Annotated in this window: 8 protein-coding genes; 3 read left to right on the top strand and 5 right to left on the bottom strand. The window is 66.7% G+C overall.

Annotated elements, in window-relative coordinates:
- Position 1: 1 nt before the first annotated feature.
- Complete coding sequence (locus tag QTH97_RS06880) at positions 2-967, bottom strand: hypothetical protein (RefSeq protein WP_286567346.1); 966 nt, start codon at positions 965-967, stop codon at positions 2-4.
- 158 nt (positions 968-1,125) lie between these two features.
- A complete protein-coding gene (locus QTH97_RS06875) occupies positions 1,126-2,106 on the bottom strand; it encodes an FkbM family methyltransferase (protein WP_286567345.1) in 981 nt (326 codons plus the stop codon).
- A 193-nt stretch (positions 2,107-2,299) separates the two neighbouring features.
- On the opposite strand from QTH97_RS06875, the gene QTH97_RS06870 reads away from it, so the two are divergent.
- Both QTH97_RS06870 and QTH97_RS06865 read left to right on the top strand, forming a co-directional pair.
- The gene (locus tag QTH97_RS06870) at positions 2,300-3,742 is read left to right on the top strand and encodes a DUF2252 domain-containing protein (RefSeq protein WP_286567344.1); all 1,443 of its coding nucleotides are present in this window, start codon (positions 2,300-2,302) and stop codon (positions 3,740-3,742) included.
- Positions 3,743-3,815: 73 nt separating this feature from the next.
- Positions 3,816-4,871, top strand: coding sequence for a DUF3500 domain-containing protein (locus QTH97_RS06865; protein WP_286567343.1), 1,056 nt, complete (start codon positions 3,816-3,818; stop codon positions 4,869-4,871).
- A gap of 52 nt (positions 4,872-4,923) precedes the next feature.
- On the opposite strand, the gene QTH97_RS06860 is transcribed toward QTH97_RS06865, so the two are convergent.
- From QTH97_RS06860 to QTH97_RS06850, 3 genes are all read right to left on the bottom strand, one after another.
- On the bottom strand, positions 4,924-5,154 hold the full coding sequence (locus QTH97_RS06860; RefSeq protein ID WP_286567342.1) for a phospholipase D-like domain-containing protein: 231 nt from the start codon (positions 5,152-5,154) through the stop codon (positions 4,924-4,926).
- A gap of 41 nt (positions 5,155-5,195) precedes the next feature.
- Positions 5,196-5,879 carry a phospholipase D-like domain-containing protein gene (locus QTH97_RS06855; RefSeq protein ID WP_286567341.1) on the bottom strand — a complete coding sequence of 228 codons (684 nt, stop codon included), beginning with the start codon at positions 5,877-5,879 and terminating at the stop codon, positions 5,196-5,198.
- 232 nt (positions 5,880-6,111) lie between these two features.
- On the bottom strand, positions 6,112-7,365 hold the full coding sequence (locus QTH97_RS06850; RefSeq protein ID WP_286567340.1) for an alpha/beta hydrolase family protein: 1,254 nt from the start codon (positions 7,363-7,365) through the stop codon (positions 6,112-6,114).
- 271 nt (positions 7,366-7,636) lie between these two features.
- On the opposite strand from QTH97_RS06850, the gene QTH97_RS06845 reads away from it, so the two are divergent.
- Entirely contained in the window at positions 7,637-14,104 is a 6,468-nt protein-coding gene (locus QTH97_RS06845) for an autotransporter outer membrane beta-barrel domain-containing protein (RefSeq protein ID WP_286567339.1), read from the top strand.
- Positions 14,105-14,136: the final 32 nt, after the last annotated feature.

Raw genomic sequence — 14,136 nt, 5'->3', positions numbered from 1 at the left:
CCTACTGCTTTTGCAGGTAGTTCGTCATGGAGGCCTTGGTGCCTTCCTGCCGGATCGTCAACGCGATGGTTCTGAAGTACCCGTTTGTCACATACCTGCCCGCAGGGTGGAAAACGATCGCGGACGGACCGACGTAGGGCATGTCGGACAGGAGCTGGCATTTGCTCTCGGTGCCAGTGGCGGCGTTCTCCGCGTTCAACGTGGTGGCGTAGGCATTCTTGGCCGAATCCGGCTCAGCCAGCAGCAAGGTCCCGGAGAGCTTGCAAACGCCGATCCTGCTGCCGGACGTGCTGCCGGCGAATGCGCCGGTCTTGTCCACCATGATCGACATGCCCATCCCCAAGGTATCGGGCGTTGACCATGTGCCCGCAACGCTGGTCTGATCGACGGCCAGGGCGTTGGCGAAGCTGTAGGTCAGGGGCCCGAATGCCGACGCGCTGCCGCGACGCGAATAGGTGCCGTCCATCGAAGCCTTGGGCGAGAACGTCCCTGAGCCCGTCACCGGATCGACGGTAACGAAGGTGTATTCCGTTTCCGGATTGAATATCCAGTTCGACCCGGAGATGTCGATAGAGCCCCAGAGCAATCCCACATTGAACTGCCGAACGACCTTGCCGCTCGCGCTGACGTAGGCGTACCCGAATATCGATTCGTAGACGCCTTCGCTGTCATTGCCCACCGCGGCGGTGGACCCGGGCTGCGGTGCGCGCAGGGAGGGTGCCGGCTCGCTGCCTTCGACGGGTTCCCGCGAATCCTTGGCCGTGTCGGCCGGGGGCGTCGGCACGGCGACGATGGGCTCGGATGCGGGCTCGGGCTCCGAGCTGGAGGCGGGGCCCTCTGGCGTTGCCGTGCTGCCGACGGTCGGCAGAGTCGCGACGCCGCCACCACCGCCGCCACCACATCCATGCAGCAGGCCGATCACCAGCATGGCGCCACCGACAGCTGAAAGGTTCTTCGCTTGTTTCATACGGATTTCCTTGAATAGAACGGACGTTGAGATGGACCGCCGACGAAACCCGGGCGGGCTTGCCGGACGAAATTCGCGTGCACCAGGCGCCGCTGGGCACGCCTCTGCCCGGCGCACCGTTCACGGCGCCAGGAAATGGCTGTTCCGAGGGGTGTCCCTCAGCGCAAACGGGGGACCTGGATGCAGAGGCTGGGGTCGATGCGCGTCGGCTTGGAGAAGGCGCTGGCAATCCGCGGCACGTATTCCCTCGGGATCAGCAGCACGCAGGACATGTGCGCCGGGTTGTCGCTGGCTTCGAGCCTGGTCATGACAACGGGCTGGCCACCTGTCACGACGTCCCAGACCCGACGAACGATGTGGCGGCCGGGCGTGCCTCTTGCGACGTGCCAGACGTCGTAGGGCGCAGGCAGCGTGCCAAGGCACTCCTTGACTGCGCGCAGGTTTCCACGATCGATCTCGCACAGCACCAGAGGCCGATGCGCGGCCAGAACACCCAACGCGCCGCGCAGCGCGGCGACCTCATGGCCTTCCACGTCGATCTTGATGAAGCGGACTCGCTGGTCGGCCGAGTTCTCGCGGACGATCGTGTCGAGCGTCGAGACCGCGACGCGCTCGCGCGTCTGGGCCTCTCCGGCTGCCGGCTCGGCCTCGGCAGCGATCCGCGAGTGGCCCATGTTGAGCGACCGCTCCACGACGATGTCGGCGTGGCCTTCATGGTCGGCCACGGCGCAATGCAGCACGCGCGCCTTGTCCTGCAATCCGTTCCATCTCAGGTTGGCCCGGACCACATGGGCAAACGCCTCGACCGCATCGATGGCAACGATGCGTCCGAACTTCGCGCCCAGTGCCGTGCTGTACGTTCCGATGTGCGCGCCGACGTCGATCATCGTCGAGGCCGCGAGCTGGGCCGATCCGAACAGGGCTTTGCAGAGGCGGCGGGAAACCTCGACTTCCTCCGCTTCGAACAGACCGAACTGCGCGGTGTAGCTGCTCACATAGTCCCCCGGCATCAGGAAGAAGCGCCGGCTCTGCCTGGCCAGAAGCAAGTAGCGCCCTGTACGCCGGAGGAGGGGATGAAGTGCCTTGAAAAGGTAGACCTTGGCGGGAATACGCAAGCCGGTATCGAAGGTGGATCTCATGGGTGGGGAGGGCCGGAACCCCACGGAAGCAGGGTTGCAATGGTTCGGCCGGGGGCGCAGTGGGGAGCGGTGAAATTTAAGTTTCGTGCCAGCCAGCGTCCATCAGACTGCTCTGATTCATGCGCGGCGCGCGGCCTTCCCTTCGGATGGAATGGCACCCAGAATGAAGTCCGTAGGACACACCGGAGGATTCATGGCACGTACGAAGAAGGCCGAGGCCAGCACCGAAGACGCGACGCGGGCCCAGGAGCTGTCGAGCGCATTCACAGCGCGCAAGCCGACGGTCGACGAACGCATGGCGATCGGCAAGACGATTCGCGAACGCGTTCCCCGAGCGAGCCACGGCGCCTTCGAGCGGCCGGCGGGCGTCGACCCGGTGGGCATCCTGCTCGCCCAGGCCCGAACGCGGCTGCCGCAGCTGGTGCCGGTGCGCCACGCGCGCATGCTTCAGTCGCCCTTCGCCTTCCTGCGGGGTTCCGCAGCCGTGATGGCCGCCGATCTCGCGCCGACGCCGACGACGGCGCTGCGCGTGCAGGCCTGCGGCGACATGCATGTCGCCAATTTCGGCGTGTTCGCGTCGGCCGAGCGCCAGCTCGTTTTCGCGATCAACGATTTCGACGAGACCCAGCCCGGCCCCTGGGAGTGGGACATCAAGCGGCTTGCCGCCAGCGCGTACGTCGCCTCGCTGCACTTGGGCGGTGACCGCGATTCGTGCGAGGCCGCGGTGCGCTCCGCCGCGACCCGCTATCGGCAACGCATGCGGCGCTATGCCGGCATGGGGCTGCTGGAGATCTGGTACGACACCATCGACAGCGCGCGGCTGCTGGAGGCGATCTCGCCCTGGTGGCGCAATGCCGCCTCCGCCCTGCTGGACAAGGCGCGCAAGCGAAACCACCTGCAGGTGCTCGACAAGATGACCGACCTGGTGGACGACCAGCACCGCATCGTCGAGCAGCATCCGTTCATCGTGCGTGTGAGCCACACCTCGGCCGGCAGGCCGGTGGATGACGCGCTGGGCCACTTCCTGGCCGCCTATCTCGATTCGCTGGCGCCCGAGCGCCGCTTCCTGTTTTCGCGCTACACGGTCCTCGATGTCGCGCAGAAGGTGGTGGGCGTGGGCAGCGTCGGCACGCGCTGTTGGGTGGTGCTGATGCAGGGGCGGGACGAGGACGATCCGCTCTTCCTGCAGATCAAGGAGGCGCAGCCCTCGGTGCTTTCCCCTTACGTTGCGTGGCCCGGCCCGAACAAGGGGCCGCAGAACCAGGGTCAGCGCGTGGTGGTGGGCCAGCGGCTGATCCAGGGCTCGCCGGACATCTTTCTCGGCTGGGGCCAGCTCGACGGGACCGACTTCTACGTCCGGCAGTTGCGCGACATGAAGGGTGGGGTCGAACTCAAGATGGGCGAAACCACGCCGGCCGCATTCGCGGAATACTGCGGGCTCTGCGGCTGGGCTCTTGCGCTGGCGCATGCCAAGTCAGGGGATGCGGCAATGATCGCTGGCTACCTGGGCAAGTCGGAGGCCTTCGACGATGCGCTGGTGCGCTTCGCGGCCGGGTATGCGGAGCAGACGCGGCGGGATCATGAGGCGTTTGCGGCGGCGGCGCGCAGGGGCGAGGTGGAGGTGGCGGCGCCCTGACTTCAGAAGCCTCGTGTGCCGGCGCGCCTATCGCCGCGCGTTCGCATCGACTGCTCACGTGGAAGGACCAACCATGCTGTTGCGCACTCTCTCTGCCTGGATGACATGCTGGACCCTGCTCGCCGTGGCGCCACTTGCGGCCGCGGGCGACACCAGCCGCGCCGCGCAGGCGATGACGGCCGCGGCACGGGCGCTGCTGGACGCGACACCGGCGGGGCAGCAGCCGGAACTGCTGCGGCCGTTCTCGCTGGAGGCGCGCGGCGATTGGAACTACACGCCGCGCAGCCGGCCCGGCATTGCATTCAAGGCCATGCAGGATGCACAGCGCCAGGCCGCGCAGCAGTTGCTGGCTGCGGCTCTGTCGGAGCCGGGGCTGGTCAAGGTGCAGGCCATCATCGCCTTGGAAATCGCGCTGCGCGAGATCGAAGCCTTCGGCCTCTCGCGCGATCCGGAGAACTACGCCATCGCATTGTTCGGCACGCCGCACGCCAGTTCGCCCTGGGGCTGGCGCATCGAAGGGCACCATCTCTCGCTGCACTTCACGCTGGCCGACGGCCAGGTCGTGGCCACGCTGCCGCAGTTCCTGGGCGCCAATCCGGCGCAGGTACCGCGCGACATCGCCAACAAAGGCCCGCGCCAGGGCCAGCGCGCGCTGGGCGAGGAGGAGGACCGCGCCTTCGCGCTGCTCGCCGCGCTCTCGCCGGCGCAGCGCCAGCAGGCCGTATTCAATGCCCGGCCGTTCGGTGACATCGTCACGCGCAATGCCGCCCAACTGGACCCATTGGCACCCGTGGGCCTGGCCTTCAGCGCCATGGACGCAGCGCAGCAGGCCCTGCTGCTGCGCATCGTCGAATCGCTCGCCTCGGTGGCCGAATCGTCGTTGGCGCAGCAGCGACTGGAAAGCGTGCGCGCGGGCGGCCTGGACGGCATCCGCTTCGGATGGGCGGGCGCCACCGAGCGCGGCCAGCCGCACTACTGGCGCATCCAGGGCGCGCGCTTCCTGATCGAATGGGACAACTCGGGTGGCAACCACATCCACAACGTGTGGCGTGACTTCGAAGGGGACTGGGGGCGCGACGTGCTCGCAGAGCACTACCGCCGGGCGCTGGCAAGCAGCCACCGGCATTGAGAGTCGCTTGGAGAGCCCAGGCCTGCACGATCCGTGGCTGCTCGACGCTGGCCTACAACTCGTCCTTGTTCAGCCAGGGCAGGAGCAAACCCAGCTTGAGCCGTGTCCACCAGGTGCTGTGCGGCTCCGAATCGTGCACGACTTCCCGGCCGCTTTCGTCGCGGCTGATCCAGACGATCGCCGAGCCGTCCGGCGACAGCCGCAACTCGTAGGCCACCTTGAGGAGATTGCCGCGTGAGATCGAACTCAGGGTGTGCGCGACTTCCGGGCTGTCAATGACCAATCCGATCTCCGTATTCCTGTGGGCAGAGCGGCCGTCGAAGTTCATGGAGCCCACGTAGACGAGGTGCTCGTCAAGGTCGCGACCTTGGCGTGCAACCTCGTGACCGCGCCTTCGCGGGTTCCGACGCCCGGTTGGCCTGATCCGGGCGCCGCGCCCATCCGGGCGTCGACCTCGAAGATGCGCACGCCGGCCTGGAGCATGCGCAGTCTGTACTTGGCGTACTCCCCGTAGACGAGCGGTTCATCGGTCGACGCCAGTGAATTCGTGACCACCGTGACATTGCCGGCGCCCCCTGCGACGCGTGCCTTCTCGAACAGGTCGATGGCACGGTCGCCGGGGATGAAATAGGGCGACACGATGCGCACGTTCCTCCGCGCCGTGGCCATGAGGCCGATCGTGCGATCGGTGACCGTCGCTTCGGACACGTCGCCTGCGAGTTCGGCTGAACCCTTCATGGGGTCATCGACGAACAAGCGCGCATGTGCGGCGAAGAGCTTCAAGCTTGCGTCGTCGAGTTCCCGCGCCACGGGCGCGCGCCCGAGCACGTCGATGGCGCGTTCGGGGATCGGCTCGCCTGCCTGACGAACGAGTTCGTCGAAGCTCGATCGAGCGTCCTGCTTCAACGGTGTGCGGACCACCGATGCCACCGGATAGACGCGGTCGCTGCGCCAGTAGCGGTCGAAGGCGTTCGACATCGCCTGCACGATCGGGCCGGCCGACAACACGTCGAAATCGACGAAATCGGAGAGCGCGTCCTGCCCTGAAGTTCGGGCCGCCGCGCGCGACGGCCTGTGCGTAGAGCGTCTTGTACATCTCGACCACCGGATAGCCGTAGATGTAGGCCTCGGCTGCGATCGCGCGGGTCTGCGCCTCGGGCGTTTCAGCTGCCGCTGTGCGGGGAATGGTCATGGGCGCGCTCAGCAGCAGCGCGCCGAGCCAGAGGGGGCGCGCATGTCGTCAGCCCGCAAAGATCTCGCCCAGCCAGCCGCAGCATTCCTGCGCGAGCCGGAGACGGTTGTTGACTTGCACATGCCCGTCGGCACCGGTGGCCGCATCAAGCAGCACGAAGGACTTTCGCGTGGAGCGGATGTCACGATGCCATGCCTTGGCCTGCGCGGCGAAGACCGGCGAATCGCCCGCGCCGAGGATCGACAGGAACGGCACGGTGACGAGGGAAGCGTCGGCCTTCATGCCGGCCGTGCGTGCGATGAACTCCTCGGGCGACTTTGCGCCGGCTTTCCACAGCGAAGCCTGGTAGCTGCGCAGTGCCGCCTCGGTCGGGGTTCCGCCCGACGCCATGGCATGACGCACCGACTGCGCGAACAGGTCCGACGGATCGGGGAAAGGCGTGCTCGCCATCACGGTCGCGACGCGCGTCTCGTGGCCGGCGGCGCGCGCGACGAAGTAGCCGCCGAGGCTCAAGCCGAGCAGGGCGATGCGGCCCGGCCTGGCACCGTAGCGCTGGACGAGCACATCGAGCACCGCGGCGACAGGCTTCTCCGCTTCGGTCTCCCAATAGAGGCCGCTGGCCTGCGTGATGCCCTGCCCAGGCAGGTCCACCAGCGCGACGGAATAGCCGCGGCCGAGGAGGTTGCGACCGACCGTGAGGAACAAGTCCTCGAAGCACGTATCGGCGCCGCCGATCACCAGCACCAGCGGAGCATCTTTCACCGGATTCTGGAGATAGACGCCAGGCAGGCCCTTGCCCTGGTAGGGCGTGACGAAGAAGCTCGCAGGAAACTCGAGCTCCGACATCGCAGTTGCAAAAGCGGCCTTGTGCTTCGCGTAGAGCGACGCGAAGCGCTCCCCGGGCGCCGCGAATTGCCATGACGAGCGGTAGCTCGCGAAGGCCTTCAGCCGCGCCTCACCGGCGGCCTGCTTCCATCCGCGCTGCTTGCACGTGTCGGCCTGCGCGTTCTGAAGGTCTCCATAGCTCGCGAAAGCCTGGACCCAGCTGTCGGCGTCGCCGTCCTTGATCGTCGAGGCGATGTAGTGCACCTGCCCGATGTCGAGTCCGCCAGTCGGGCCCCAGCTCATGGCGGCCATGAAGAACAGATCCATGTTGGGATCGTTGAATCTGTACTTCTGCGCCAGTCGCTGGTCCGGGCGCGTCGCGCCGCTGGATGGTTGGGCGCCTGAGGCCGTGGCGGTCGCGAGTGCGGCCGCCGAAGCGATTCCGCTGCCTGCCTTCATGAAAGTCCTGCGTTGCATTGCGAGGGTCTCCTGGAACTGATGGTTGGATCGGTGCCAGGAATAATATGAGTTCAACTCACATTTGGCGACTCGCGTTCGAAGGCACTGCTGGAGAGGGAGAAATGCCCTGCGAATCAACGACTTGCGCGTGACGGTCGCCCACCGCTTCGATGCCGTTGCTCATGTTCGCTGCGGCTGTCCCGCGGCCTGATCGCTTGCGCTATCGCGAGGCAGGATGATAGAAAGGCCGCCCTATTCCTCAGGTGCAGACAAGGAAGGGCCCGATGCCATGTCTTTGTTCCCCTTGACCCGCAAGATCGCTGCTGTCTCGGCGTCTGTCATCGCCGGCCTTCTTGCATCGATGAGTTCCAGGCTGGCCAAGGCGGACTGCCTGCCCAATCCGCCAGCCGACGGCCAGACCGTCACGTGCACCGGACCCGCCCCCACGACCGTACCGCTCGATGCGTCCGCTGCCTCCGGCGTGACGGTCAATGTCAACGCGGATGCCGTGATCACCGGGAACGGCAACCTGATCGTGCTTGGCGCGGGCGCACAGCTCAACAACTTCGGAAGCATCCAACCGGTATCCACAGGCGCGGGCAACATCGGTGTGGTCGCTCTCGGCGAAAACAGCACGCTGCGCAACTTCGGGACGCTCGTGACATCCGGGTTCAACTCCCTGACCTTCGTCAGCGTCGGGAACAACAGTGTGCTGCGCAATGAAGCCGGTGGGCGGATCACCGTCAACGGCGACCTCGCCACCGGGCTGATCTCCTCCAACAACGAGGGCAACCAGCTGATCAACGCAGGACAGATCACGTTGAATACCTTCCAGGGCTCGGGGATGTTTGGCCAGGCGAGCAATCGAACGGTGCTGACGAACACCGCCACCGGCGTCATCGAATCCAACCTGGACGAAGCATTCGGGATGGCGGCCATCACCGGCCTCGGTCACGTGCTGCGCAACGACGGCACCATCGTGACGCGAGGCCAGGGGTCGCACGGGATGCTCCTGGTCGATGCGAGCGATTCGTCGATGACCAATGCAGGATCGATCACCACGTCGGGCGGCAGTTCGGAAACCGTGAACCGGGCATTCGGGATGTTCGTGACCGGTGGAGGCGGCAACATCGTGGGGAACGTGGTTGGCGGCGTCATCACCGCCAGCGGGATCGGTTCCAGCGCGATGGAAGTCGCCGGCAGCACCAGCAATCTGCTGCGCAACGAGGGAACCATCAACGTCAGTGGCACAGGAGCGCACGGTCTCTACGTGCTGGCCGGGGCGGACAACACACTGGAAAACCGGGGCACCGTCAACACCAGCGGCCAGCGCGGCAACGGCATGCGCGCAGATGATGGCGACAGCACCTTCATCAACAGCGGCGATCTCCTCGTTGGAGGGCGGGACGCCTTCGGTGTCTTCATGCAGGGCGACAACAACACGCTGTTGAACAGCGGCACGATCCGGGCATCGGGCATCAATGCCGATGGAGTCCTGTCCAACACCCTGGGGGGCAGCTTCGTCGCAAGGATCGAAAACACAGGCTCCATCATCAGCGAGCGAAGTTTCGCGGTGCGGGGCGTGAACGGCCAGGAGAACCTGATCAATGCCGGCGTCATCCGCAGTGATGCGGGCACTGCGATCGACCTGCGCGCGGGCAACGACACGCTGACCTTGCGGGCAGGCTCGCAAATCACAGGGCTTGCGGACGGCGGCACTGGGACAGACGGCGTGATCCTCGAGGGGGCGGGGACGGCGGCCAACGCGTTTGCCAACTTCGAAACCTTGCGGATGACCGGGACCGACTGGACCTGGTCGGGCAGCGGTGCATTCGGCAACACGCAGGTCGAGAGCGGTGTGCTGCGCGTCAGCGGCACGCTGACCAGTCCGGTGACCGTGCAGGCCGGAACCCAACTGCAGATCGGCACCGGGGCAACGAGCGGCACCGTGGCAGGCAACATCACCGACAACGGCGCAGTGGTGTTCAATCGCAGCGACGCATTGAGCTTCGGGGGCGTCATCAGCGGCACCGGGTCAGTGACGAAGAGCGGCGCGGGAACGCTCACCCTCACGGCCAACAACACCTACACCGGGCCGACGATCCTCAACGAGGGCGTGCTGGCCTTCAGCAACCCCAACAACCTGGGCACGCTCGGAAACCCGATCGTGTTCAATGGCGGGACCCTTCGCTACCTGGCGTCAGCCTTCGGTTTCATTGGCCGCCCGGTGACCTTGCTTGCAGGCGGCGGGACCGTCGACACCAACGGCTTCTCAAGCGAGTATCGCGGCGTTGCGAGCGGGATCGGCGGCATGACGAAGATCGGGGCCGGCACGCTTTCGCTGACAGGCAACAACACCTACACCGGCGGCACCACCATCGGCGCGGGCACGCTGCAGGTGGGCCTCGGTGGCACCACCGGGAGCCTGGTGGGCAACATCGTCAACAACGCTGCGCTGGTGTTCAATCGAAGCGATGCACTCACCTATTCAGGCGTCATCAGCGGGTCCGGAACCTTGGCCCAGTCGGGTGCCGGCACGACGACGCTCACGGGCGAGAACACCTACACGGGCGCGACGACCGTCAGCGCCGGCACGCTGCGGGTCAACGGCTCGATTGCCAGCCCAGCGACCACCGTTCAGAACGCCGCAACGCTCGGGGGCACCGGCAGGATCGCCGGCTCGGTGACGGTCCGGGACGGCGGCCACATCGCGCCGGGCGCCAGCCCCGGCACGCTGACCATCAGCGGCGATCTGTTGCTGTCCGCCGGCTCGGTACTCGACTACGAAGCAGGCCAGGCCAACGTACCGGGCGGGCCGTTCAACGACTTGACGGTCGTGGGCGGCAACCTGCTGCTCGACGGTACGCTGAACGTCACGCAAACAGCCGGAGGCAGCTTCGGACCAGGCGTCTACAGGGTGATCAACTACGGCGGCGCGTTGAGCAACCAGGGGCTGGATCTGGGTGCGATGCCACCCGGTGGTCCGTTCTTCGTCCAGACGTCGGTGGCGAATCAGGTGAACCTGGTCAACACGCAGGGGCTGGTACTGAACTTCTGGGACGGGAACACCAGCGCGCTCTTCAACAACGTGGCGGTGAATGGCAGCATGGGCACGTGGCTGGCAACGCCCGCGAACGATGCATGGACCGACAGCGCCGGCGCCGTGAATGCGCCATGGCAGCCGAACGGCTTCGCGATCTTCCAGGGCACGCCGGGGACCGTGACGGTGGACAACAGCGCAGGCGCGGTGACCTTCAGCGGCGCGCAGTTCGCAGTCGACGGCTACACAGTCACCGGCCAGCCACTGACGACGAACACGGCCGACACGATCATCCGGGTGGGTGATGGCACTGCCGCGGGCGCCGCGATGAGCGCCACGATCGCAGCAGCGATCCAGGGCAGCGGTGGTCTCGCCAAGACCGACGTCGGAACGCTCGTTCTCACCGGCAACAACACCTACACCGGCAACACCACCATCGACGGCGGCACATTGAGTGTGCGCGGTGGCACCATCAATTCGCCGGCCGCGCATGTCGCCGTCGGCAATTCGGGCATCGGCACCTTGCGTATCGAGAACGGCGGGCAGGTCACCGGCACGACAAGCGTCCTCGGCGCCAATGCGGGTTCGCAAGGTGCAGTGACGGTGACGGGCAGCGGCTCCGTGTGGACAACCAGCAGCGGCCTCACGATCGGCGACTCCGGTTCGGGCTCGCTCACGGTCGAGAACGGCGGGATTGTCCAGAGCGGGTTTGCGCTCGGTGCATCGCAGGGCAGCGGGACGTCCACCATCCGAGTGAGCGGCGGCGGCTCGCGCTGGACGACCAGCGGGTTCGTCAGCCTTCTGTCCGGCACCAGCACGATGACCATCGACCGGGCTGGCCAGGTGCGCGGCGGCAGCGTCGTGATAGGGGAGAACGCAGGCGCGCAATCCACTGCCCTGGTCAGCGGGCCGGGATCGACACTGACGAGCGACTCGACCTTCGAAGTGGCGCGTTCCGGCGCGGGCTCGCTGACCGTTTCCGGTGGTGCCAACGTGACCAGCGCGCAGGGCTTTGTCGGGCGCGTCGCCGGTGGTGTGGGAAGCGCTGTCGTCACGGGCGCCGGTTCGAGCTGGGTCAACACGGGGCCTGACCTGACCGTTGGCAACGGTGGGACCGGAACATTGACGATCAGCGAAGAGGCCACGGTCAGCGCGCCAGCAACGTATCTGGCGTTCTTTCCGGGGTCGGTGGGCACGCTGAACATCGGTGGGGCCACCGGCAATGCGGCTGCTGCCCCGGGCCGGCTCGACACGCCCACCGTGGCGCTCGGCGACGGCACGGCCACGATCAACTTCAACCACACCTCCTCCGGATACGAGTTCGCACCGCGGATGAGCGGCACCGGCACCGTCAATGCGCTGGCCGGCACGACGATCCTGTCGGCGGACAACACCTATGCCGGTGCGACGACGATCGCGGCGCCTGCCACGCTTCAGTTGGGCAATGGCGGCACGACGGGCAGCATCGCCGGAGATGTGGCGAACAGCGGCACGCTGGCGTTCAACCGGTCCGACACAGTCACCTACAGCGGCCTGATCTCCGGCGTCGGGCGGGTCGTCCAGCAGGGCGCGGGCACGCTCACGCTCGCACCCTCGGCGGCCGGCGGCAACACCTACGCTGGCGGCACGTTCATTCAGCAGGGCGTACTCGCCATGCCGGCAGATAGCGTCCTCGGCGCGCCGACGGGCGGCGTGACTTTCAACGGTGGCACGCTGCGATGGCTCGGCAGCTTCGAGTTGTCTGCAACGCGGCCGATCTCGATCGAGGCCGGCGGGGCCACGCTGGACACGCAAGGCTTTGAAGCCATCGTCGAGCAAGGCATGACCGGTGCGGGCGCCATGACCAAGACAGGCGCAGGAACATTGGTCCTGCAGGGCGCCAACTCCTTCAGCGGCGGAACGACGGTGAACGCAGGAACGCTCGTGGTCGGCGACTCGGGCAGCCGCAGCGCCGCGCTGGGTGGTGGCGGAATGGTCCTCGTCAATCCGGGCGCGACGCTGGCTGGCTACGGCAGCGTGAATGGCGACGTGGTGAACAACGGCCTGCTCAAGGTCGCCGACGCAATTGCGGGTCCGACTTCGCCGCCCCTCGCCGCCAGTGTGACCAGCAAGCCAGGCGTCCAATGGCTCGCGAAGCCGGCGGTCCTGGCCGGTGGCAATGGCAGTTTCACGGTCAATGGCACGCTGCAAAACGCAGGAGTGGCGCAGCTCGGCGCAGTCAACGGAGTGCCCGGCAATACGCTGACCGTCAACAGTTACGTCGGAGCGCCCGGCAGCCGGGTGTCACTCAATACTTTCCTTGGGGCCGACAACTCGCCCTCCGACAGGCTGGTCATCAACGGAGGCAGTGCGAGCGGGACGTCAACGCTGCAGATCGCCAACGCAGGCGGGGGCGGCGCACTCACGACAGGCGACGGGATCGTGGTCGTCGCTGCGGCAAACGGGGCGACGACTGCGAATTCGGCGTTTGCCTTGGGTGGTACCAGGCTTGCGGCCGGAGCGTACGAATACCTGCTGTTCAAGGGCGGGACGGCGAATGGCGAAAGCTGGTATTTGCGTACGACATTGCCGCCGATGGCGCAACCGCCTGCGCCGCCGTCCGCTCCAGCCCCGACAGGAACGCCGGCGCCGCCTCTCCCCGTCGGCGAGGCACTACCCCCGACACCGGGCGCGGCGCCCGCCGCCGCGCCGGGAGTCCTGCTGCCCAACTACCGTGTCGAAGTCCCGCTCGACATGTCCGTCCCCGTGCTCGCGAACCGGCTTGGCATCGCCATGCTCGGCACGTACCACGACCGGGCTGGTGAAGACAGCATCACTGCGACGAGCGAGGGCCCCAGCCGCATGGGTGCCTGGGGCCGTGTGTTCGGCACCAGCGGCGACGTTCGCAATGGCAGCGGCAGCACCAACATCGGTCGCTTCGACGACTTCACGCGCAACGGCCCGTCCTACGACTACAAAGAGGCGGGCGTGCAGGCCGGCATCGACCTGCTTCGCCGTGCCGACGCCAACGGTCGAGGCGATGTCGCGGGCGCCTACATCGCCTTGGGCCACATCGACAGCGACGTCGATGCCATCTACGGCGGCAAGGCCGGCACGGCTTCGATGTACGGCTATTCGCTCGGCGGCTATTGGACGCGAAAGGGCGATTCAGACTGGTACATCGATGGCGTGCTGCAGGGCACGCGCTACGACAGCGTCAAGACGCAGTCGATCTATGGCGAGAAGCTCGCAGCCGACGGCTGGGGCGTGGCGGCCTCGCTCGAAGCCGGCTACCCCTTTGTGATTGCACCCGGCTGGGCACTCGAGCCGCAGGGTCAACTCGTCTATCAGTGGACGAGGCTCGATGACAGCGCCGACCGCCTGGCCCGCATTTTTTTCGACGACACCAGCACCTTCTATGGCCGCATCGGCGCCCGGCTGACACGCCGCATCGCGCAAGGCGGAGAAGGGCAGGACCTCACGGCCTGGGCACGCGTGAACGTGTGGCATGCCTTCGACTCCGAAGCGACGACCACCTTCACGAACCTGCAGGGCTTGAACCCGGTGGCACTGAGCGCACCGCTTGGCGCTTCGACGTGGGCGCAGGTCGGCGTCGGCCTGTCAGGGCAGATCGCGCGCAACATGAGCGCATTCGGCTCCGTGGACTACAACCATTCGCTCGGCAGCGGCGACAGCCACGGCTGGAGCGGCCGCGCGGGTGTTCGCTTCAAATGGTAGGTGGGCGCCCGTTCATCCGCCGGCACCTTCGC

It is taken from the genome of Variovorax gracilis (genome assembly GCF_030317115.1).
Taxonomy (GTDB): Bacteria; Pseudomonadota; Gammaproteobacteria; order Burkholderiales; family Burkholderiaceae_C; genus Variovorax; species Variovorax gracilis.
Note: the sequence above shows the minus strand (reverse complement) of the source record. Positions and strands in the feature narration are given on the sequence as shown.

Coding starts and splice junctions, on each gene's coding strand:
- QTH97_RS06880 (WP_286567346.1), bottom strand. CDS start 967: ATGAAACAAGCGAAGAACCTTTCAGCTGTCGGTGGCGCCATGCTGGTG.
- QTH97_RS06875 (WP_286567345.1), bottom strand. CDS start 2,106: ATGAGATCCACCTTCGATACCGGCTTGCGTATTCCCGCCAAGGTCTAC.
- QTH97_RS06870 (WP_286567344.1), top strand. CDS start 2,300: ATGGCACGTACGAAGAAGGCCGAGGCCAGCACCGAAGACGCGACGCGG.
- QTH97_RS06865 (WP_286567343.1), top strand. CDS start 3,816: ATGCTGTTGCGCACTCTCTCTGCCTGGATGACATGCTGGACCCTGCTC.
- QTH97_RS06850 (WP_286567340.1), bottom strand. CDS start 7,365: ATGCAACGCAGGACTTTCATGAAGGCAGGCAGCGGAATCGCTTCGGCG.
- QTH97_RS06845 (WP_286567339.1), top strand. CDS start 7,637: ATGTCTTTGTTCCCCTTGACCCGCAAGATCGCTGCTGTCTCGGCGTCT.